The sequence below is a fragment of the Komagataeibacter oboediens genome (assembly GCF_018491655.1).
GTDB lineage: Bacteria > Pseudomonadota > Alphaproteobacteria > Acetobacterales > Acetobacteraceae > Komagataeibacter > Komagataeibacter oboediens.
This window is the reverse complement of sequence record NZ_JABLUU010000005.1, coordinates 75,593-96,886: the sequence shown is the minus strand read 5'-3', so window position 1 is coordinate 96,886 and position 21,294 is coordinate 75,593. Positions and strand designations below refer to the sequence as shown.

The 21,294-nt window shown below is 63.5% G+C and carries 22 protein-coding genes; 14 read left to right on the top strand and 8 right to left on the bottom strand.

Annotated features, from left to right (window positions below; genetic code table 11):
* Positions 1–44 precede the first annotated feature (44 nt).
* The gene (locus HNO79_RS06310) at positions 45–1,274 is read left to right on the top strand and encodes a lactonase family protein (protein WP_048856350.1); all 1,230 of its coding nucleotides are present in this window, start codon (positions 45–47) and stop codon (positions 1,272–1,274) included.
* A gap of 32 nt (positions 1,275–1,306) precedes the next feature.
* On the opposite strand, the gene ubiG is transcribed toward HNO79_RS06310, so the two are convergent.
* Entirely contained in the window at positions 1,307–2,056 is a 750-nt protein-coding gene (gene ubiG / locus HNO79_RS06305) for a bifunctional 2-polyprenyl-6-hydroxyphenol methylase/3-demethylubiquinol 3-O-methyltransferase UbiG (protein ID WP_200409429.1), read from the bottom strand.
* A 157-nt stretch (positions 2,057–2,213) separates the two neighbouring features.
* Between ubiG and HNO79_RS06300 the strand changes: the two genes are divergently transcribed.
* The 6 genes from HNO79_RS06300 to prfA all read left to right on the top strand — a co-directional run bounded on the left by HNO79_RS06300 (position 2,214) and on the right by prfA (position 9,412).
* Complete coding sequence (locus HNO79_RS06300; RefSeq protein ID WP_029329302.1) at positions 2,214–3,467, top strand: aspartate kinase; 1,254 nt, start codon at positions 2,214–2,216, stop codon at positions 3,465–3,467.
* Between the two features lie 11 nt (positions 3,468–3,478).
* Positions 3,479–4,558, top strand: a complete 1,080-nt coding sequence (locus HNO79_RS06295; protein ID WP_010513454.1) for an NAD(P)H-dependent flavin oxidoreductase — start codon at positions 3,479–3,481, stop codon at positions 4,556–4,558.
* Complete coding sequence (locus HNO79_RS06290; RefSeq protein ID WP_214164922.1) at positions 4,555–5,709, top strand: helix-turn-helix domain-containing protein; 1,155 nt, start codon at positions 4,555–4,557, stop codon at positions 5,707–5,709. Before HNO79_RS06295 ends, HNO79_RS06290 begins: the two co-directional genes overlap by 4 nt.
* A 133-nt stretch (positions 5,710–5,842) precedes the next feature.
* A complete protein-coding gene (ispG, locus tag HNO79_RS06285; protein WP_010513457.1) occupies positions 5,843–7,003 on the top strand; it encodes a flavodoxin-dependent (E)-4-hydroxy-3-methylbut-2-enyl-diphosphate synthase in 1,161 nt (386 codons plus the stop codon).
* Between the two features lie 88 nt (positions 7,004–7,091).
* Positions 7,092–8,348 (top strand): histidine--tRNA ligase, encoded by a 1,257-nt coding sequence (hisS, locus tag HNO79_RS06280; protein WP_048856353.1) that lies wholly within the window; start codon positions 7,092–7,094, stop codon positions 8,346–8,348.
* A gap of 2 nt (positions 8,349–8,350) precedes the next feature.
* The gene (prfA, locus tag HNO79_RS06275; protein ID WP_214164923.1) at positions 8,351–9,412 is read left to right on the top strand and encodes a peptide chain release factor 1; all 1,062 of its coding nucleotides are present in this window, start codon (positions 8,351–8,353) and stop codon (positions 9,410–9,412) included.
* Between the two features lie 6 nt (positions 9,413–9,418).
* Here prfA and HNO79_RS06270 read toward each other — a convergent pair whose 3' ends face one another.
* Complete coding sequence (locus tag HNO79_RS06270; RefSeq protein WP_214164924.1) at positions 9,419–9,883, bottom strand: hypothetical protein; 465 nt, start codon at positions 9,881–9,883, stop codon at positions 9,419–9,421.
* A 30-nt stretch (positions 9,884–9,913) separates the two neighbouring features.
* Between HNO79_RS06270 and prmC the strand changes: the two genes are divergently transcribed.
* Both prmC and HNO79_RS06260 read left to right on the top strand, forming a co-directional pair.
* Positions 9,914–10,777, top strand: coding sequence for a peptide chain release factor N(5)-glutamine methyltransferase (gene prmC, locus HNO79_RS06265; protein ID WP_214164925.1), 864 nt, complete (start codon positions 9,914–9,916; stop codon positions 10,775–10,777).
* Positions 10,778–11,044: 267 nt separating this feature from the next.
* On the top strand, positions 11,045–11,602 hold the full coding sequence (locus HNO79_RS06260; protein ID WP_048856357.1) for a DUF4167 domain-containing protein: 558 nt from the start codon (positions 11,045–11,047) through the stop codon (positions 11,600–11,602).
* A gap of 43 nt (positions 11,603–11,645) precedes the next feature.
* Here the strand turns inward: HNO79_RS06260 and HNO79_RS06255 are convergent, their stop codons facing one another.
* Positions 11,646–11,909 carry a hypothetical protein gene (locus HNO79_RS06255; RefSeq protein ID WP_010513463.1) on the bottom strand — a complete coding sequence of 88 codons (264 nt, stop codon included), beginning with the start codon at positions 11,907–11,909 and terminating at the stop codon, positions 11,646–11,648.
* A gap of 54 nt (positions 11,910–11,963) precedes the next feature.
* Complete coding sequence (locus HNO79_RS06250; protein ID WP_214164926.1) at positions 11,964–13,229, bottom strand: adenosylmethionine--8-amino-7-oxononanoate transaminase; 1,266 nt, start codon at positions 13,227–13,229, stop codon at positions 11,964–11,966.
* Between the two features lie 61 nt (positions 13,230–13,290).
* Here HNO79_RS06250 and HNO79_RS06245 point away from each other — a divergent pair, with 61 nt between their 5' ends.
* Genes HNO79_RS06245 through bioD form a run of 3 tightly spaced genes read left to right on the top strand, consistent with a single transcriptional unit; the run spans position 13,291 to position 16,555 of the window.
* Positions 13,291–14,484 (top strand): aminotransferase class I/II-fold pyridoxal phosphate-dependent enzyme, encoded by a 1,194-nt coding sequence (locus tag HNO79_RS06245; protein ID WP_214164966.1) that lies wholly within the window; start codon positions 13,291–13,293, stop codon positions 14,482–14,484.
* 2 nt (positions 14,485–14,486) lie between these two features.
* Positions 14,487–15,149 carry an alpha/beta fold hydrolase gene (locus tag HNO79_RS06240; protein WP_214164967.1) on the top strand — a complete coding sequence of 221 codons (663 nt, stop codon included), beginning with the start codon at positions 14,487–14,489 and terminating at the stop codon, positions 15,147–15,149.
* Positions 15,149–16,555, top strand: a complete 1,407-nt coding sequence (gene bioD / locus HNO79_RS06235; protein ID WP_214164968.1) for a dethiobiotin synthase — start codon at positions 15,149–15,151, stop codon at positions 16,553–16,555. Before HNO79_RS06240 ends, bioD begins: the two co-directional genes overlap by 1 nt.
* On the opposite strand, the gene lexA is transcribed toward bioD, so the two are convergent.
* Entirely contained in the window at positions 16,552–17,229 is a 678-nt protein-coding gene (lexA, locus tag HNO79_RS06230) for a transcriptional repressor LexA (RefSeq protein WP_214164927.1), read from the bottom strand. The two genes, bioD and lexA, sit on opposite strands and share 4 nt — an antisense overlap.
* Positions 17,230–17,347: 118 nt before the next feature.
* Positions 17,348–18,556: a molybdopterin molybdotransferase MoeA gene (locus HNO79_RS06225; RefSeq protein WP_214164928.1), complete on the bottom strand. Its 1,209-nt coding sequence runs from the start codon at positions 18,554–18,556 to the stop codon at positions 17,348–17,350.
* Between the two features lie 158 nt (positions 18,557–18,714).
* Here HNO79_RS06225 and rpmG point away from each other — a divergent pair, with 158 nt between their 5' ends.
* The gene (gene rpmG, locus HNO79_RS06220) at positions 18,715–18,882 is read left to right on the top strand and encodes a 50S ribosomal protein L33 (RefSeq protein WP_003620129.1); all 168 of its coding nucleotides are present in this window, start codon (positions 18,715–18,717) and stop codon (positions 18,880–18,882) included.
* A gap of 71 nt (positions 18,883–18,953) precedes the next feature.
* Here the strand turns inward: rpmG and HNO79_RS06215 are convergent, their stop codons facing one another.
* Positions 18,954–19,283 carry an FtsB family cell division protein gene (locus tag HNO79_RS06215; protein ID WP_010513470.1) on the bottom strand — a complete coding sequence of 110 codons (330 nt, stop codon included), beginning with the start codon at positions 19,281–19,283 and terminating at the stop codon, positions 18,954–18,956.
* A gap of 61 nt (positions 19,284–19,344) precedes the next feature.
* Positions 19,345–20,625 carry a phosphopyruvate hydratase gene (gene eno, locus HNO79_RS06210; RefSeq protein WP_048856387.1) on the bottom strand — a complete coding sequence of 427 codons (1,281 nt, stop codon included), beginning with the start codon at positions 20,623–20,625 and terminating at the stop codon, positions 19,345–19,347.
* A 136-nt stretch (positions 20,626–20,761) separates the two neighbouring features.
* Between eno and HNO79_RS06205 the strand changes: the two genes are divergently transcribed.
* Positions 20,762–21,244, top strand: coding sequence for a DUF3429 domain-containing protein (locus tag HNO79_RS06205; RefSeq protein ID WP_010513472.1), 483 nt, complete (start codon positions 20,762–20,764; stop codon positions 21,242–21,244).
* The last annotated feature ends 50 nt before the right edge of the window (positions 21,245–21,294 follow it).

Sequence of the window (21,294 nt, the reverse complement as noted above, 5' to 3'; positions counted from 1 at the left end):
GCCCCAGAAAACAATTCTCAACCAATGGGGATGATCCTTATTCCATGAGCTGCAATATTTCCCGCCGTGCCTTTGCCACCGCACTGGCCGCCGCCGGCGTGCCCGCCCTGTCGCGCCGCGCCGTGGCACAGGTCGCGACCAAGCCGCGCACCATCTGCTATATCGGTGGCTATACCCAGCATGGACCGCCCGGCGGGGCAGGCAACGGGCAGGGCATTTCCGTGTTCGAGATGAACCCCGACACCAGCAGCCTGTCGCCGCTCATGACCTATGTGGATATCGCCAGCCCCTCGTTCATGGCCATGTCCGCTGATTTCAAGCACCTCTATGCCCTCAGCGAAATCAATGACTTCAACGCCAATGGCGAAGGCTGCGTCACCGCGTTTTCCGTCAACCGTTCCAGCGGGGAACTGACCAAGCTCAACGTCGTACGGTCAGGCGGCGCGGTGCCCGCGCATCTCAGCGTGCATGCATCGGGCAAATACGTCCTGGTGGCGAATTACATGGGTGGCACGGTGGGCGTTCTGCCCATTCACCCCGATGGCAGCTTGGGCGATCCGACGGACGTGGTGCACAATACCGGCCCGCGCATGCCCGACCGTGCCGCGGACAATCCACCGGGCAACTTCGCCATAAGCGATCATTCCAGCGCGCATGTCCACATGGTGGCATCCGATCCGTCAGGCCGGTACGTGCTGGCGTGCGATGCGGGGCTGGACCGGGTATATGTCTGGACGCTGGATCTGCATACCGGCAGGCTGGTCCCTGCCAAGACGCCATTCATCACCATGACGCCGGGCTCCGCGCCGCGCCACTTCTCCTTCAACGAGAAGGGGACGATGATCTACATCCTGGGCGAACAGGATTCGAAGGTGGTTGCCGCCACTTTCAATCCCCAGACCGGCGAAATCGTGCCCCAGCAGACCGTCAGCACCGTAACCCCGCATTTCCGGGGCAGCACGCTGGCGGCGGGTATCCTGCTCTCACCTAATGGCAAATACCTGTACGTATCGAACCGGCTGGGTGATTCGCTGGCCAGCTTCCATGTAAATGACGACGGCACGCTCAACCTGGTCGAAGAAATCTGGATGCATGCCGATTATGGCCGCGCGATGATGTTCGACCCTAGCGGCACCTACCTGTTCTGCGCCAACCAGCGCAGCGATTCCGTCACGTCATTCAAGGTCAATGCCCAGACCGGCGTGCTGGACTTCACATGGAACTTCACCCCGGTGGGCAGCCCGACGACATTCGCGTTCATGAACACGATCTGACGCCGGATGGCGCCCTTCCGGGGCGCCATTGCTCAGTCGCGCACCATCGCCGCAATGTAGTTCACCGCCATATCGCGGCTTTCACGCCAGCCACCGGGAGCGGGTACCATACCCGCGATGTCGGTTATGCGCAGGCCCGCGCGGGCTGCGTACTGCCCCATTTCGGCCGGGGTAATGAACTTGCGCCAGTCATGCGTGCCAACCGGCAGCAGGCGCAGGACGTATTCCGCCCCGATCTTGGCCATGGCCATGGACCGCCACGTGCGGTTCATGGTCGAAACCACCATGGCGCCGCCCGGCCGCAGCATGCCGCCAAGCATGCGCAGGAAGGCCGCGGGATCGGTTACGTGCTCGATCACCTCCAGCGCGGAAATCGCGTCAAAGCGCGCGCCTTCGGTCACCAGTTCCTCGGCGCTGCCACAACGGTAGGACAGCGGACCGGCAGATGCGGGCAGGGGGTGCTGGCGCATGTGCAACCGACCTGCCGTAATCGCCGCCTGCGACGCATCCAGGCCGGTCACGTCGAATCCGGCGCGGGCAAATGCTTCGCTGGCCAGTCCCGCGCCACAGCCAATGTCCAGCAGCGTGCGGCGCACGTCATCACCCGCCACCGGGGCGGGCAGGTGACGCAGGCTCCAGCCCGTGCGCAGGTCATTCATGGCGTGCAGGGGGCGCATCGGGCCGGCGGGATCCCACCACCGGGCAGCCAGATCGCTGAAATGGGCGATCTCCTCCGGGGCGACGGAATCTGCCGACAGAACGGGCGAATCGTGATGCTGCATGGGTGCACCGCCTTTCATTTGGCTTTCTCCCGCTGGACGCGGAAGCTGGGGAGATGTATGTGACGCGGCTTGCGCATAACCGCAATGCCCCGGATTGGCCAACAGGCCCACACTCCGGATATGCTGAAGCCCGAGCCATAATGGAGCCACTATTCCGATGTCCCCTACCGTACCGCGGATCGTGATGAAATTCGGCGGCACGTCCGTCGCCGATCTTGACCGGATTCGTGCCGTCGCGGAAAAAGTCCGGAAACAGGTCGAGGCCGGGTGCGAGGTTGCCGTTGTCGTCTCCGCCATGTCCGGCGTGACCAACCGCCTTGTCGGCTACTGCCGCGATCTCTCGCCCCAGCACGATGAACGCGAATACGACACCGTCGTTGCAACGGGGGAACAGGTCACCAGTGGCCTGCTGGCCATCGCGCTGCAGAACCTTGGCGTCAACGCCCGGTCATGGCTGGGCTGGCAGATCCCGCTGCGTACGGATGATGCGCATGGCAAGGCCCGCATCGCCTCGATTGATGGCGCGAATCTGATCAGCAGCATGCAGGCGGGGCAGGTGCCGGTCGTGGCGGGATTCCAGGGGATCGGCCCGGACGGGCGGATCACGACGCTGGGGCGCGGGGGGTCCGATACCTCGGCCGTGGCGCTGGCGGCGGCGCTGAAGGCGGACCGGTGCGATATCTACACGGATGTGGACGGAATCTATACAACCGACCCCCGTATTGTTACCAAGGCACGGAAGCTGGACAAGATTACCTATGAGGAAATGCTTGAGCTGGCGTCCGTAGGGGCCAAGGTGCTGCAGACCCGTAGCGTGGAACTGGCAATGAAGGAGCGCGTGCGGGTGCAGGTGCTGTCCAGTTTCACCGACGGTCCCGCACCGTCAGAGGGGCATCTGCCCGGTTCATTAGTCGTGGATGAGGACGAAATCGTGGAACAGGAACAGGTCGCCGGAATTGCCTACTCCCGGGACGAGGCAAAGATTTCCGTCCGCCAGCTCCCTGACCGCCCGGGTATTGCGGCGGCGGTGTTCGGCCCGCTGGCCGATGCCAACGTGAACGTGGACATGATCGTCCAGAGCACGGGCGACGACGGGACGACCAACATGACGTTCACGGTCGGCAAGACCGACCTTACGCGTGCGATTTCGGTTCTGGAAGCCAACCATGGCGCCACCCGGTACACCGAACTGCAGACCGATGATGACGTGGTGAAGATCAGCGTCGTGGGTGTCGGCATGCGTTCGCATGCAGGCGTGGCCAGCACGATGTTCCGCACGCTGGCGGAGCGCAACATCAACGTGCAGGTCATTTCCACCAGCGAGATCAAGGTCTCGGTGCTGATCGCGTCCGAATATACCGAACTGGCAGTGCGCGCCCTGCACACCGCCTACGGTCTGGACGCGGCGTGAGCGGAAACCAGATGTCAGACGCCACCGACACCGCCTCCGCCCTGACGGACCCCACGCGCCGGGCGGAAGCCCGCGCCCGGCTTGACCGGCTGTGGGGGCGTGGCACGCGCTTCCTTGGCAGCGAATACGCGCTGCTGGCGGGGGCCATGTCATGGGTCAGCGAGCGCAACCTTGTATCCGCCATTTCCAATGCCGGTGGCTTTGGCGTGCTGGCCTGTGGCGCGATGGAACCCGCGCGCCTGGCCGAGGAAATCGCGGCGACGCAGGCGCTGACCACGCGCCCGTTCGGCGTCAACCTGATCACCATGCACCCGCAGCTTGATGAACTTGTGCGCGTCTGCATCGACGCGGGCATCACGCATGTGGTGCTGGCTGGCGGCATTCCCTCCGGCCCGGTCATCCGCGCCATCAAGGAAGGGGGCGCCAGGGTCATCGCCTTCGCGCCCGCGCTGGTCCTGGCCAAGCGGCTGGTACGTCTTGGCGTCGATGCGCTGGTGATCGAAGGATCTGAAGCAGGCGGCCATGTCGGTCCGGTTTCGCTGACCGTGCTGGCACAGGAAATCCTGCCCCATATCCATGACGTGCCGGTATTCGTCGCCGGTGGTCTGGGCCGGGGCGACGCGATCCTGTCCTACCTGGAACAGGGGGCTTCGGGCGCGCAGCTTGGCACGCGCTTTGCCGCATCGCGTGAGAGCATCGCACATGAAAACTTCAAGAAAGCCTTCATCCGCGCCAATGCGCGCGATGCGGTCACGTCCGTGCAGCTTGATGAACGCTTCCCCGTCATACCTGTCCGCGGGCTGAACAACGCGGGCACACGGCGTTTCGTGCAGCACCAGGCGGAAACGCTGCGTCGTTTCCAGGCCGGTGAACTGACCAAGGAAGCGGCCCAGCTGGATATCGAACACTTCTGGGCTGGTGCGCTGCGCCGTGCCGTGGTGGATGGCGACGTGGAAAACGGCTCCGTCATGGCGGGACAGTCGGTCGGCATGATCACGGGCGAACAGTCTGTCGGTGAGATCATCAAGGAACTGGTCGATCAGGCCATTGATGCCCTGATCCGTCAGGAGGAGAGGGCCCGCTACGGATGAGCGACGGCAAACGCATTTTCCGCCCAAAAACCGCGTCAGGCACGACAGCCCCGGCACCCGGTACGACACCCATCGCATCGGTAGGGGACATGTTGCGTGCGCGGCGCGAGGAATTGGGGTGGAAACTGCCCGATGTCGCGGCATGGCTGCGCATCCGCCTGCCATATCTGGAGGCGCTGGAAGCCGGCCGCCCCGGCGAACTGCCCGGCAGCGCCTATGCCGTAGGTTTCCTGCGCACCTATGCCAAGGCGCTGGGACTGGAAGCCGAACAACTGGTCGAACGCTTCAAGGTTGAAAGCCGTGGCGCGTTCACCCGCCGGTCCGAACTGTCCTTTCCCGTACCGCTGCCCGACCGTGGACTGCCCATGGGGGTACTCCTGTTATGCGGTATCGTCATTCTGGTGGGGGCCTATATCGGCTGGTACAGACTGACCGGCACGGACGGGCTGGGCCATGACCTTCCGGGCAAGCTGACCCTGCCGGGAATTTCCTCATCTGCCACTACGGCATCGCCGCAGGTGGCGTCCGTCCTGCCCCCGGCTGATGAACGGCCCGAACCGCCGCCGCAGCCGCTTCCCCAGCAGGAGCGCGAAGCCCTGACCGGCACGCCCGCACCCGTGCAGCAGGCAGCACCACCAATGCCCGAACCCACCCCGGCTGCCCCCACGCAGCCGCTGGAGAAAATGGGCGAGGACCGTAATGTGCTGGCGCAGCAGGCCGCCGCGGCGGCACAGCCCACCGCATCCACCGATGGCGTAACCCTGAACGCCACCGCCGCAACATGGGTGCAGGTCCGCAAACCCGGTGGGTCCGTGCTATATGATCACGTCATGCAGCCCGGGGAGACATGGCAGACGCCACAGGACCAGTCCGGCCTTGTACTGACGGTTGGCAATGCGGGCGGCCTGACACTGGTTGCGGGCGGCGTCACGACGCAGCCGCTGGGCCGGAATGGGGAGGTGCGGCGTAACATTCCGCTCAGCCCCGCAGCGGTGGCGGACGGGTCGGTCATGCATGCCAGCCCGGCACCCGTCATCCATCCGTCCGCGCCGTCACCCACGGCCAGCACGCAGGTCCCCGGCGCATCATCCATAACGGGAAGTGGCAATAATCTTTCGCCGCCCCTCCCGCAGCACATCGATCCGGAGTAGAATGGTCTCCATACGGCATGGTCCCCTGAGGGTCACCATGCCGGAAACCGGCATGTAACAGATCCACGGGCTGTGCCACGCCCCGCCACGGCGGGCCGGAGCACAAACCGCCGCCTTATCTGGAGGGCACATAATGAGCAGCTATCGTCCTTATCAGCACATCGAGCGCCGCAAGTCGCGGCAGATCCATGTCGGCAACGTGCCGGTCGGTGGTGACGCCCCGGTTTCGGTCCAGACCATGACCAACACCCTGACCACGGACGCCGAGGCCACGATTGCACAGATCCGCCGTGCCGAACTGGCGGGCGTGGATATCGTGCGCGTTTCCTGCCCCGATGAGGAAAGCACGAAGGCGCTGGCCGAAATCGTGCGCGAAGTGAACGTCCCCATCGTGGCGGACATCCACTTCCACTACAAACGTGCCATCGAGGCCGCAAAGGCCGGTGCGGCCTGCCTGCGCATCAACCCTGGCAACATCGGCAGCGCCGAGCGCGTGCGCGAGGTCGTGAACGCGGCGAAGGACCACAACTGTTCCATCCGCATCGGCGTCAATGCCGGCTCGCTGGAAAAGCACCTGCTGGAAAAATATGGCGAGCCGAACCCCGACGCGCTGGTGGAAAGTGCGCTGGAACACGCCAAGATCCTTGAAGATCATGATTTCCATGAATTCAAGATCAGCGTGAAGGCATCGGACGTATTCATGGCGGTCGCGGCCTACCAGCAGCTGGCCGATGTATGCGACCACCCGCTGCATATCGGCATTACCGAAGCGGGCAGCAAGCGCGCCGGCACGGTCAAATCCTCCATCGGGCTGGGCAACCTGCTGTGGGCAGGCGTGGGTGACACCATGCGCGTTTCCCTGTCGGCAGAGCCGGAAGAGGAAGTGCTGGTCGGCTGGGATATCCTGAAGTCGCTTGGCCTGCGCCACCGTGGCGTGAAGATCATTTCCTGTCCATCCTGCGCGCGTCAGGGCTTCAACGTGATCCAGACCGTGCAGACGCTGGAAGACCGGCTGGCGCACATCAAGACGCCCATGACGCTGTCGATCATCGGCTGCGTGGTCAACGGCCCTGGTGAGGCGCTGATGACCGATATCGGCGTGACCGGCGGCGGTTCGGGCCGTCACATGGTCTATTCCGCAGGCAAGCAGGACCACACCATGCCGGCTGGCGACATGATCGAGCACATTGTCGATCTGGTCGAAAAGAAGGTGGCCACGCTGGAAGCAGCCGACGCCAACAACACTCCGGCTGAAGAAATGGCCCGTGAGGCCAGCATGTCCACCACGGACTGAATGATACGCCGCGCGCCGTAAATGGCGCGCGGCCTGACCGGCGGCCCATATGCGGACAGGGCCGGATTGAATGCAGGAATATCGCGTAGTGAGCAGCTTACAACCCGTTCGTGGCACCCATGACCTGATTGGGGAGGACCGCAGGCGTTTCAACCATGTTGTGGAAACCGCGCGCCGAATTGTCAGCCTGTACGGGTTTGACGAATGGGCGACCCCGGTTTTTGAAGATACACGGGTCTTTTCACGCTCGCTGGGCGATACATCTGATGTCGTCTCCAAGGAAATGTACACCTTCGAGGACCGGGGCGGTGAATCCCTGACCCTGCGCCCCGAGGGCACGGCCGCCATCTGTCGTGCGCTGGTCACCAACGGGCTGACGCAGTCCCTGCCGCAGAAGGTGTTCTATGCCGGGCCGATGTTCCGCTATGAACGCCCGCAGAAGGGACGGTACCGCCAGTTCCACCAGATCGGGGCGGAACTGCTTGGCGCCGCCGAACCACTGGCCGATGCCGAAGTCATCGCCATGGGGCGTGACGTGCTGCAGGGACTTGGCATTGCGCATGACGTGGTGCTTGAACTCAATACACTGGGCGACATGGCCAGCCGCGATGCGTGGCGCACCGCCCTGATCGCCTATTTCAGCGACCATCGCGCCGACCTGTCACCCGACAGCCAGACCCGGCTGGACCGCAATCCGCTGCGTATCCTGGACAGCAAGGCGGCGCAGGACCGCGCATTGCTGGCCGATGCCCCGATGATCGCCGATTTCCTGACGCCGGACGCGCTGGCATTCTGGGATGACCTGCGCCGGACGCTGGATGTGATGGGCGTGCGCTTCCGTGAAAACCCGCGCATCGTCCGCGGGCTGGATTATTACGGGCATACCGCCTTTGAATTCGTGACCGAGCGCCTTGGGGCGCAGGGTACCGTACTGGCTGGTGGCCGGTATGACGGGCTGGTGGCCGAAATGGGTGGCCCGAAAACCCCCGCGATCGGCTGGGCTGGCGGGATCGAACGCCTGTCCATGCTGCTTGAAGACATTCCCGCCGACCCGCGCCCGGTTGCCATCATTCCCATGGGAGCGGATGCGCAGGCAGCGGCCATAACCGTCCTGCAGGCGGTGCGTGGGGCCGGCGTGCGGGCCGAAACATCCTATCGCGGCAACATGAAGCGCCGGATGGAGCGCGCCAACCGCATGAACGCCACCCATGCCATCGTGATTGGCAGCGAGGAGATTGCGCGCGGCGTGGTGCAGGTCAAGGATCTGGACAGCGGGCAGCAGACCGAAGTGCCGATGGATGGCGTGGCGGGCTTCCTTCTGTCCGGAACACCCAAAAAGGCCTGATCGTGGCAAAGTTTGACGACCGTCTGGACCGTATTGTCGCCCGCTGCGAGGAACTGCAGGCCCTTCTGGCGGAAGGGATGTCGGGGGCTGATTTCAGCCAGGCCTCACGCGAATACGCGGAACTGGAGCCGATCGTCGCCCGCGTCAGCGCGCTGCGCACGGCGGAACAGGCTGAACATGACGCAACCCAGATGCTGGCCGATCCCGAACTGAAGGAACTGGCAGAAGCCGAACTGGAGACACTGCGCAGGCAGATACCCGAACTGCGTCATGACATCCGCCTTGCCATGCTGCCCCGTGACGAGGCGGACGAACGCAGCGCCATTCTGGAAATTCGTCCCGCAGCGGGCGGGGATGAAGCCGGACTGTTCGCGGCGGAACTGTTTGGCGCGTACCAGCGATATGCCGACCAGCGCGGCTGGCGGTTCGAGGTGCTGGAATATGACCAGTCCGAACTTGGTGGCCTGCGCGAAGGGATCGCAAGCATTACCGGACGCGGCGTGTTCGCGCGGCTGAAATACGAATCCGGCGTGCATCGTGTCCAGCGCGTCCCCGCGACCGAAAGCCAGGGCCGCATCCACACCTCCACCGTGACAGTCGCCGTCCTGCCCGAGGCGGAAGAAGTGGATGTGGAGGTGAATGAAACAGACCTGCGCATCGATGTCTACCGGGCATCCGGGGCAGGGGGGCAGCACGTCAATAAAACCGAAAGCGCGGTGCGCATCACCCATCTGCCCACCAACATCGTCGTGGCGATGCAGGAAGAAAAAAGCCAGCACAAGAACCGAGCCAAGGCGATGAAGATCCTGCGCGCGCGCCTGTATGAACGCAATCGCGCCGCAGCCCACGAAACCCGCGCCGCCGATCGCCGCGCGCAGGTTGGCACGGGCGACCGCTCGGAACGCATCCGTACCTACAATTTCCCGCAAGGGCGCGTCACCGATCACCGCATCGGGCTGACGCTGTACAAGATTGACCGGGTCATGGCAGGGGAACTGGATGAATTCGTCGATGCGCTGACGCAGGAAGAGCAGGCTGCACTTCTTGCGGCGGATGACAACTGAACGCCCTTACGATGTTGGCGCGGCACATAGGCTGCTGCGGCCGGGATGGCGTTCGACCACATTCGGGTCATCCGGATCAGCCAGATAGAATTCTGTAAAATTCCGCGCGCCAAGGGCAACAAGATGGTGGCCATCGGGTTCATGCAGCACACCTTCGCCACTGACCTGATGGATTTCGATCCTGCCCCCGGGACGGCGGATCGTAATCTCGCCACACAGGGCGTAGCTGTGGTTTACACGGCTGACTGCTGTCTCCACATGGGCGGTCTGGCTGGTATGGTCATGATCAAGACGGAAAGTCGCGACGAGCTGTTCATCGACGTACAGACGCGAAATCTCGGAGACTTCTCCATCACCGTACCCGTCCTCGACATCGAACGACCCCGCGAGGGCGGGCGTGGCAAAGCTGGCGCACACCAAGGTGGCCATGAGGATGTGTGTCAGGCGCAATGGAAAGGCAGGCAGTTGCATGATGCCCCAGTATGACGGAAATCAGCCACGATGAAAGATGCCATGACGCAGGCGCCCGCAAATTTACGCCATCTTCTGTCTGAAGCCACCGCCTGCCTGCGCACCGCCGGAGTTGACGCCCCCCAGCGCGAGGCCCGGCTTCTGGCGGCCCATGCGGCGGACACCGACCTTGCGGGCCTGCTGCGCATCGATACGCTGCCACCCGCAGCCCATGCGACCTTCATGCAGACCCTGCACCGCCGCCTGAACCATGAACCGATGGCCTATATTACCGGGCATACGGGGTTCTGGTCGCTGGATATCGCGGTTTCACCCGCGACGCTGATCCCGCGCGCGGATACGGAAACACTGGTGGAGGCAGTTCTGGACCATCTTCCGGACCGTAACGCCCCGTTGCGCGTGCTGGATATCGGGACAGGCACAGGCTGCCTGCTGCTGGCAGTACTGGCGGAATATCCGCAGGCCGTGGGAACGGGCACCGATATCAACCCCGATGCCGCGCGCCTTGCAGCACGTAACGCCGCGCGCAACAGACTTGCAGCGCGCGCGGCCATGCTGTGCGGCAACTGGGCCGATGGCATTGCCGGGCCGTTCGACCTGATCCTGAGCAATCCACCCTATATTCCACATGCCGATCTGAACGGGCTCATGCCTGAAGTCGTGCGCCACGAACCGGCGCGCGCACTGGATGGCGGGGCCGACGGACTGGTTGCCTATCGTGCGCTGGCCGCGATACTGCCTGACCTGCTGGCGCCCGGCGGAATTGCGGTGCTGGAACTGGGCATTGGCCAGGATAGTAGCGTGCCCGCCATCATGCGCCTGTGCGGGCTGCATGTGCTGGAAATCCGCCCTGATCTGGGGGGAATAGGGCGGGCGCTGGTCGTGAAAAAATAATTTGGCAGACAGAAACAGGCGGGCTATATTGCCAAGGCGCAGGGAACACGAACACCATACCCATTTTGCTGTTCCGTTTCCGCGCGGGCGATCCCGATTGCAAAACAGAAAAGCTGGCGTCATGAACCGGAATGGTTCCGCCATGCGCAGGGATCCGTGTCCGGTATCATACCGGACAACCACTATGGCAACAGACGGGACGGCCAGATCGTCCCACGGTCCAGGGCAGCGCCGGCGACCGGCAACAGGAAAGTGCTGCGACAGCTTATGAACATGAAACGCATGCGAGGTCGTCACAATCGTTCGGGCGGCAGCAATGGCGGAAGCGTGCGCCATAACAATGGCCAGATCCCGTTAAACCGCAACCATGTATTCGACAGCAACGGGCCTGACCTGCGTGTGCGCGGCACGGCGCAGCAACTGTTTGAGAAATATCTGCAGCTGGGTCGTGATGCCAGCAGCACGGGCGACCGCGTGATGGCGGAAGCCTATTTCCAGCATGCCGAACATTACTTCCGCATTCTCAACGCGATGACGCAGGCGGCACAGCAGAGCCAGCAGGAACGTCAGGAACGCATGGCCGCCCGCCAGCAGCGACCCGCTGACAATCGCCAGCCCACTGACGCCACCAGCGACGACAGTGCCGAACAGGCCGCCCCCCAGCCACAGCAGGCAGCCGAACCGGCAGAAACCGCCCCGCAGCCGACCGTGGCCAGCGAACCGGCACCCGCACCAGCACCGCGTGCGCCCCGCGCGCCACGCCGGAACAGCCGTGCCAAACCCCCGGTTGAAAAGAAAGAAGAACTGGAATCCACCCCGTCCTGAACGGGAACAGCCCCGTCCGCCCGGTCGGGCGGGGCATTATGGATCAGTCGCGGTTACGTGTGTCAACCAGACGCCAGACCTTGCGCTTGCGCCCATCGCTGGCGTCCGGGGCATCTTCCACCGTGACCAGTCCCTGATTACGCAGCGCCTGCAATGCCAGCCGGGCGTGATAGGTGCCCAGTTCAGGGAACAGATCACCAATTTCCCGCACTGAACGGGCTTTCCCGTCCGACAGGATCTTCAGCACGATCTGCCGTTTGCTGTCATGATTTGTCATGCGCCAGGATCGATGCTGAAAAAAAGTCATGTCTTTTCTATACCAGATCCGTCCCCAATGGCCTAGCGCGGATACGGGGCCCGCTTACACCGGATGCGCCAGCACGGTCCGGATGGCGGCCGTCAGTTTCCCCAGTTCGGACGCGGTTATGTTAAAAGCTGGCGTCAGATAGACGACATGGCGGAATGGCCGCACCCAGACCCCCTGTCCGATCAGGGCGGTCTTCAGGGCATTCATGTCACGTATGCGGTCCAGTTCCACCACGCCGATCGCGCCCATCACGCGCACGTCCACCACATGGGGCAGGCTACGACACGGTTCCAGCTCCGTACGCATCTGCCGTGCGATCCGTGCCACCCGCTCCTGCCAGTCCTCTCGTTCAAACAGGTCCAGCGAGGCATTGGCGCAGGCGCAGGCCATGGCGTTGGCCATGAAGGTCGGCCCATGCATGAGCGCATGCATCGGATTATCCGACAGGAACGCGTCGAACACATGCGTGCGCGCAACAGTCGCCGCCAGCGCCATCGTCCCCGCCGTCAGTGCCTTCGACAGGGTAATGATATCCGGCACGATCCCGGCCTGTTCACATGCGAACATGCTGCCGGTGCGACCAAAGCCGGTAAAGATTTCATCCAGTATCAGCAACACGCCATGCCTGTCGGCCAACATGCGCAGGGTGCGCAGCACATCAGGGGAATGAAACAGCATGCCGCCTGCGCCCTGTACCAGTGGCTCGACAATAATCGCGGCAATACTGTCGCCCGATTGTGCCAGTAATGCATCCAGCGCCCGGGTGCTGGATGCATCGACAGGCAGGTCGGCGATGAAGTGCTCCGGTAACGCACCCTGATACAGGGAATGCATGCCTTCCTCCGGATCGCACACGGCCATGGTGGCCATTGTGTCGCCATGGTAGCCGCCACGGAAAGCCACCAGCTTCGTCCGTCCCGTCCGACCACGGTTCAGCCAGTACTGGATGGCCATTTTCATCGCGACCTCGACCGCAACGGAACCGGAATCGGTAAAGAAAACCCGCTCCAGATCCCCCGGCAGCATGGCGGCCAGACGGCTGGCCAGTGTCAGTGCGGGCGCATTGGCCAGACCACCGAACATGACATGCGGCATACGTCCAAGCTGGTCACTGATGGCGGCGCGGATATGGGGATGGTTGTAACCATGGCAGGCCGTCCACCATGATGCGATGCCATCAATCAGTTCCGACCCGTCCGCCAGCGTAATGGTGCGCCCCTGCGTGCTGACGGCAGGCAGGGGGGGAAGGGCTGTCTGCATCTGGGCATAAGGCAGCCAGACATGCTTCATGCCGCGTTCCAGCCATTGGGGTCCATGCATGCGACCACTCCGTGATATTGCGTGGGCGGGATTGACCGGGGCAGCATGCTCCGGCAGGAGAATGCGCTTCATGGCCCGTTTTGATCCAATTTTCCAGACCGCGCTCGACCATATGGCGGATACGCATACCCGTCGCGTGCTGCGTCCCGTCCAGCATGTGGGGGCAGCCACCGTCATCCGCGATGGGCGGGAACTGGTCAATTTCTCATCCAATGACTATCTGGGCCTGTCCCATCATCCTGCACTGGTGGCGCGGGCTTCCGAATGGCTGCGACTTGATGGCACCGGGTCTGGCGCATCGCGTCTGGTCACCGGAACCATCCCGCGCCATATGCACGTCGAGACACGGCTGGCGGCGTTCAAGGGGTGCGAAGCTGCGGTCATCCTAGCCAGCGGATGGCAGACCAACGCGTCGGTCCTGTCGGCGCTGCTGCGGCTGGCAGCAGGGCAGGGCGCGCCGCCGCAGGTTTTCACTGACCGGCTGAACCATGCCAGCCTGCATCAGGGCTGCATGGCCGCCGGGGTGCGGCAGATCCGTTTCCGCCATAACGACCTGGACCATCTGGACAGCCTGCTGGACCGCCATGCCGGCGACGATCGCGCCATGCGGGTGATCGTGACCGAAAGTGTGTTCAGCATGGATGGCGACCGCACCGACATTGCACGGCTGGCGGCGATTGCCCGGCGGCATGGCGCGTTTACCTATGTTGATGAAGCCCATGCCACCGGCGTACTTGGCCCGCAGGGACGCGGGCTGTGCGCGGAACACGAAATTGATCTGGTGATGGGGACGTTCAGTAAGGCGCTGGGCAGCTTCGGGGCATATGTGGCCGGATCGCGGGCATTATGTGACTGGCTGGTCAATGCATGTTCGGGGTTCGTGTTCACGACTGCCCCGCCACCCGCGGTTCTGGGGGCAATGGACGCGGCGCTGGAACTTGTGCCCACACTGGACGACGCGCGGGCACGGCTTGCGCGCAATGCCACCCATATCCGCGATGTCATTCAAAGGTGTGGCCTGACGTCCGGCCCGTCCACCACGCAGATCATACCGATCATGATGGGGGAGGCGACACGCGCGCTGGCGTTCGCGGCCCGGCTTGAATCCTGTGGCATTCTGGCTACCGCCATCCGTCCCCCCACAGTACCCCCCAATGGCAGTCGCATACGACTGGCGCTGAGTGCGGCCCATTCCGACAGCATGATTGACCAGCTGGCTACTGCCATCACCCATGCCGCGCGGGAGAGTGCGTGAGCATGCAGGCCCCATCGCTGCCCGTCGTACTCGTGCACGGCTGGGCCTTCGATCCGTCATTCTGGGATACGATCCGTGCCGCCCTTGGCCCGATACAAAGCCGGTGTCTGGATTTCGGCTTCTTCGGCCCACGTCCCGCCATGGACCTGCCACAGGTTCCCTATGTTGCCGTGGGGCATTCCCTTGGCGCGCTCTGGCTGCTGCGCCATCATGGCCCCCTGTGTCGTGGGCTGGTGCTGATAAACGGTTTCAGCCGGTTCGGGTCGGCAACGGACTTCACCCATGGTATTCCACGGCGCGTCATCGAACGCATGCGTGCCGGACTGCTGCGGGAGCCCGAAGGCCTGCTGCACAGCTTCCGCCTGCGGGCCGGCATTGACACCCCACTGCCACCCCACATTGAACGCGATCGGCTGGAGCAGGGACTACAGGCCCTGATGGACATGGATTGCAGGAATGACCTGAAACAGGCCACGTGCCCGGTTCAAGCCATTGCCGGGACAGAAGACGCCATTGCGCCCCCGACCCTGACCCGTGCCTGCTTTACGCCGGGAAGCGGTGTGGACACTCCCCAATGGCTGGATGGGGGGCACCTGCTGCCCCTGACCCATGCCACCACCTGCGCCCGGGCCATTACGGGCATGACCCGACGGATAACCGCATGATGACCAGCAAGGACCGCATCGCCACCCGCTTTGGCGCGGCACGGGGATATGATCAGGCCGCCCGCATCCAGCGCATTGCCGCAACCGGACTGGCACGCCGCATTGCCTCCCGGCATGCCGATACGCCGCCCGCGCGCATTCTGGAAGTCGGCTGCGGAACAGGATTCCTGACCGGGGAGCTCCGCAGGGTGTTCCCTGCCGCCCATATCACCGCCACCGATATAGCGCCCGCCATGCTGGACCGTGTGGCCGGGCATATGCCCGATGACGCGCGGCTGGTGCTGCACCACATGGATGCCGAAGCCCCGGATGTAAAGGGACCGTTTGACCTGATCTGTTCCAGCATGGCCATGCAGTGGTTCCCGGATCGCACGCGCACACTGCGCGGTCTGGCGGACCTGCTGGCGCCGGGAGGACTGATGGCGATGACCACGCTATGCGTGGGCAGCTTCAGGCAATGGCGGGAAGCATATGCACGGGCAGGGGTCACGTGCCCCATGCCGGAGTATCCGAGTGCAGACCAGCTACAGGCCGAATGGCCCGCATGTGGCGCAGGGCTGTGGCAGGATGCCGAAATTGTGGATACCCCGACCTCCCCACTGACGTTCGTGCGGGAACTGCGTGCCATCGGAGCCACGCATGTGGAGCATCCCCCCGCGACGGGCACACAGTTGCGCCATGTGTTGGAGGCGGCGGAAACAGGTGGTCCGTTCGCCGTTTCATACCATGTTGGCTACGGGCTGTTCCGCCGTGCGGCATGGCCGGGCGTGTTCGTCACCGGCACGGATACGGATGTAGGCAAGACGGTGACATCCGCAGCACTGGTACGTGCCTGGAACGCCTCATACTGGAAACCCTTGCAGAGCGGTACGGACGACGCCCCGTCCGACAGCACGGGCGTGCAGCATCTGGCAGGCCTGGAACCCGCGCGGATCCATCCACCCGCTGCCACATTCGGAGCCTCCCTTTCGCCCGAGGACGCAGCATCCGTAGCCCATACCCGCATTGACCCCGCCATGATCACATTGCCACGCCATACGGCCGGTGACAGGCCGCTGGTTGTGGAAGGGGCGGGCGGCGTGTTTGTGCCGATTGCCGAAAATTACCTGATGATCGACCTCATGGTCCGGCTGGCCCTGCCGGTGGTGCTGGTGGCCCGCAGCCAGCTTGGAACCATCAACCATACGCTGCTCAGCCTTGCGGCACTGCGCGCGCGGGGGCTGCATGTGGCGGGTGTGATCCTGAACGGTCCACCCGAACCTCACGGGCGCAGCGCCATTGAACGCCATGGTCGGGTGCGCATACTGGCCGAATTCCCACCAGTTGCCCCCATGGGGCCGGAAGCAATAGCGCAACTGGCCGCCCGACTGCCCACATGGGATCAGATGGTGCGGGACGTGCCCTAGTAACGGCGGATCAGACCCGCAAGCGTACCCTGTACACTGACCCGGCCGGCCGGCAGTACCCGGGTTTCATACAGGCTGTTGGCGGGGACCAGCGCAATATCGCCGCCTTCACGCCGCAGGCGCTTGAGCGTGACTTCCTCCCCATCAATCAGGGCGACGACGATCTGCCCGTCACTGGCCTGCGCGCCTTCACGGATGATGACCATGTCACCATCCAGAATACCCGCTTCCTGCATGGAATCGCCCGTGACCTCCAGTGCATAATGGCTGGCCTTGCCCAGCATGTCGGCCGGGACGGTAATGCGGGTGGTTTCCGGCGTAATCGCCTCAATGGGGTTGCCGGCGGCGATGCGCCCCACAAAGGGCACGTCCACCACGCCCGCCAGTATCGCAGGGGCAGGCACGTTGTCCGGTACCGGCGTGGGCGAATCGGACGGGGCAGGCGGGGGCGGCACATCGATATCAGGCAGGCGCAGGATTTCCAGCGCACGGGCGCGATGATGCCTGCGGTGCAGGAAGCCCCGTTCCTCCAGCGCCGAGATCAGGCGGTGAATCCCGGATTTGGAGCGCAGGCCCAGCGCATCCTTCATCTCATCAAACGATGGGGAAAAACCCGTCCTGCGCAGATGGCCGTCAATAAACAGCAAAAGCTCATGTTGTTTCTTTGTGAGCATGCCACATGTCCTTTTGCCGCCGGCGCTGTCGCCGGGTCCGAAACGAGATGGAACAAATCAAAAACCTGTCTCGTGTTCTATATTGGTTCCACACGCTCCGTCAACCGGCATCCAACACCTATTCCAGAACGCGGTCGATACGGATGATCTCGCACGGATCGCCAGCCTTCGCCGGTGGCGCATTGGGTGCACGCAGGACAAGCGCCGCACTTTCGGCCAGCACATGCAACATGGCCGAATCCTGCACAGGGAAGGGCGTGGCCACCAGCCGCCCGTTCCCGTCATGGTCCAGACGCGCACGCAGATGGTCCATGCGCCGGTCGTTTTCCGGCACATCCGCCCCCAGGACTGCGTGCTCCGGCGGCATGACCGGCATGGCAAGCCCTGCCATGCGACGCAGGGCAGGCAGGACAAACACGACCGAACAGACAAACGCCGCCACGGGATTGCCCGGCAGGCCGATAAAAGGCAGGCGCCCCAGATGGCCATACATAAGCGGACGGCCCGGCCGCATGGCGATTTTCCAAAAATCTGTTTTCAGCCCGACCTGTTCCAGCCCACGCCGTACAAGATCATGGCTGCCCACACTGGCGCCGCCCGCGGTCAGCAGCATGTCCACCCCTTCAACCATGCGTTCCAGCGTGGCAAGGTCGGCCATGTCATCGCGCAGGACCGGCAGCATGACCGGTTCGGCGCCCGCCGCACGCAACAGGGCGGCCAGCATGGGGGTATTGGAGTTGGCGATCTGTCCCGTTCCGAGCCCGCTACCGGGCAGCAGCAGTTCGTCCCCTGTCGCGGCAATGGCCACGCGCGGGCGGCGGGTTACCTGCAGCCAGGGATGGTTTGCAGCAGCAGCAAGGCCGATGTCACGCGCGGACAGCCTGCGACCTGCGGGAATGATGTCCTGACCTTCGGCAAAGTCCTGCCCCTTCCGCCGGATATAGGTGCCGGACGCAAGGGTGGTGGTGGTGGTCACGGACTTCCCTTCGGCCTGTGCGTTTTCCTGTATCAGGATCGCATCCGCACCAGTCGGCACGACCGCGCCGGTGAATATGCGCACGCATTCCCCTGGTCCGACCTGCCCTGCAAAAGGATGACCCGCAGGCGCCGACCCGATGCAGGTGAGGCGCGTGCCCTGTGCCGACAGGTCTGCCGCGCGCACGGCATACCCGTCCATGGACGAGACATCGGCCGGGGGATTGGACAGCCGTGAGATGACGGGGGCCGCGCTGACACGCCCGCAGGCATCGGTCAGGGCCACGACCTCGGCAGGGAGGGGAAACACCCCGTCCAGAATCCGTTCGCGCGCTTCCGGGACGCTCAACATCGTGCTCTGCACTCCTTTTTTACCCATTATGGGCGAATTTAATCAGAAATATCGGTTGGGGTGCTTGACCTGCGCCTTGTGTATGCGCATTTTCCGCCCACTTGAACCACTGCTGTACCTGAATGTTCCAGCAGCGGCAAAGCAGTGCTGAGGATATCATGGCCAAGACCAACACCATCCAGATCAAACTCGTCTCCACGGCGGACACCGGCTACTTCTATGTGACCAAGAAGAATGCCCGCGCCCAGACCGGCAAGATGGAAATGCGCAAATACGACCCCGTCGCCCGCAAACACGTGGCCTTCCGCGAAGCGAAGATCAAATAATCTTCCGCGCAGACGGATACAAAAAACCCCGGGACGTTCCCGGGGTTTTTTTATGCCTGCCACGCGGGGGGTCAGTACAAATGGTCGTGCTCACCATAGGGGACGACAATTTCATCCTGCCGGGCAAGGTTCTGCATGGAGCGCGCGCGTTCATCCAGCAGGTCGGTATCCAGCGCACCCTCCTTCAGCCCGCGCACGCGGCGCAACCATACTTCCTGTTCCGCAGCCGCATCCTTCTGCGCGGAACGCGCTTCATCCAGCAGGTGCAGCTGTGCAGCATAGCTGTGCAGCCCATGTTCACCCCGCATGACATTCCAGCCGAAATAGGCCGTAAGCCCGATAAACAGGGCAGGGGGAATGGTGGCGCCCATCACGCGCCGTATGATCTTACCCAGCTGCATCGTATTCCTTTCCCTGCCGTGCCCTGTTGCCGGACGGAATTACCCCGTCCGGCATGGCGTGTCACCCGTTCTTCAGGATCGTACGCCCGGCATAGCGGGCCGCCGTGGCCAGTTCGTTCTCGATACGGATCAGCTGGTTGTATTTCGCGGTCCGGTCCGAACGCGACAGGGAACCGGTCTTGATCTGCCCGCAATTGGTCGCCACCGCCAGATCGGCAATGGTGCTGTCTTCCGTCTCACCGGAGCGGTGGCTCATCACCGCCGTGTAACCGGCATGCTGAGCCATCTGCACGGCCTCCAGCGTCTCGCTCAGCGTGCCGATCTGGTTGACCTTGACCAGAAGCGAATTGGCAACACCCGCCTTGATTCCCCGACGCAGGCGGTCGGGATTGGTCACGAACAGGTCGTCACCCACAAGCTGCAGCTTATGCCCCAGATTGGCAGTCAGTTCGGCCCAGCCTTCCCAGTCATCTTCCGCCAGACCATCCTCGATCGAGATGATGGGATAGCGTGCAGACAGGTCGGCCAGATAGGCGATCATGCCAGCGGCGTCGAGGCTCCTGTCCTCGCCCTTCAGTTCATAACGGCCATTCTTGTAAAACTCGGTCGCGGCGCAATCGAGTGCGAAGGTCACGTCATCGCCGGGCCTGTAGCCTGCGGCCTCGACCGCGCGCATCATGAAGCCCAGTGCCTCATCGGCGGATTTCAGCGCGGGCGCAAACCCGCCTTCATCACCAACATTGGTGTTGTACCCCGCACCTGACAGGCTTTTCTTGAGCTGGGCAAAGATTTCCGATCCCATGCGGATCGCATCGGTCACCGTGGGCGCGCCCACCGGCTGGATCATGAATTCCTGGATGTCGATGGGGTTGTCGGCATGCTGGCCACCGTTGATGATGTTCATCATCGGCACAGGCAGGGTGCGGGCATACACGCCGCCGACATAGCGGTACAGCGGGGTCTGCAGTTCCTCGGCCGATGCCTTGGCCACGGCCAGGGATACGCCCAGAATCGCGTTCGCACCCAGACGGGACTTGTTGGGGGTGCCATCAAGGTCGATCATCGCCTCGTCAATGGCGACCTGATCGGTCGACTCCACACCCTGCAGGGCTTCAAGGATCTCATGCTCGACATGGCTTGCCGCCTTGAGCACGCCCTTGCCGCCATAGCGCTTGGGGTCGCCATCACGCAGTTCAACAGCTTCATGCGCGCCGGTGGACGCGCCCGAAGGGACGGCCGCCCGGCCTTTTGCGCCAGACGCCAGTTCGACATCCACCTCGATGGTGGGGTTGCCGCGGCTGTCGAGTATTTCACGGGCGATGATATCGATAATGGCGCTCATGGTATCTGTTTCCTCAGATTTGACATTATGGGGATACGGCATACGACCGCATGCATATCCTGCCCCACGATAACAGATGCGACGCATCATGCCAGAGCAGGCTATGCACAACATGACAAGATAGGAGAGACCCGCCGTGAAACGCCTGCCACTGCTTGCCATCGTCACCGCGCTGGCAAGCCTGCTGCCACTGGTTGGCTGCACATGCGCGATCCTGTTCCTCACACCCGACCATACGCCCCGCCTGCTGACGGCGGCAGTAGGATATGGCGCGGTCATGCTGTCCTTCCTTGGCGCGGTCCACTGGGGGCTGGCGCTGGAACGGCCGGACATCATTCCCGCCGGCGGCACGCAGCGCCTGACCAACCTGCGCCTTGCCATGGGGGGCGCACCTGCCGTCACTGGCTGGGTGGGGCTGTGCTTTGCCACGGTGCACGAACTGATCGGACTGCTGATCCTGATCGCAGGATTCGCCGCCACCGCCGTGGTGGAACGCATGGCCTGGCAGCGCGGGGCCATGCCGCGAGGGTACATGACGCTGCAGTGGTTTATCATCTGTCTGGCGGAACTGTGTTTCCTGACCATACTGGCCGCCTGCATGGGCATGCGGCCCCATTGACCGCCTGGGGAGGGACAGCGCGCACCCAGGAACGGACATAGCCCCTTGGG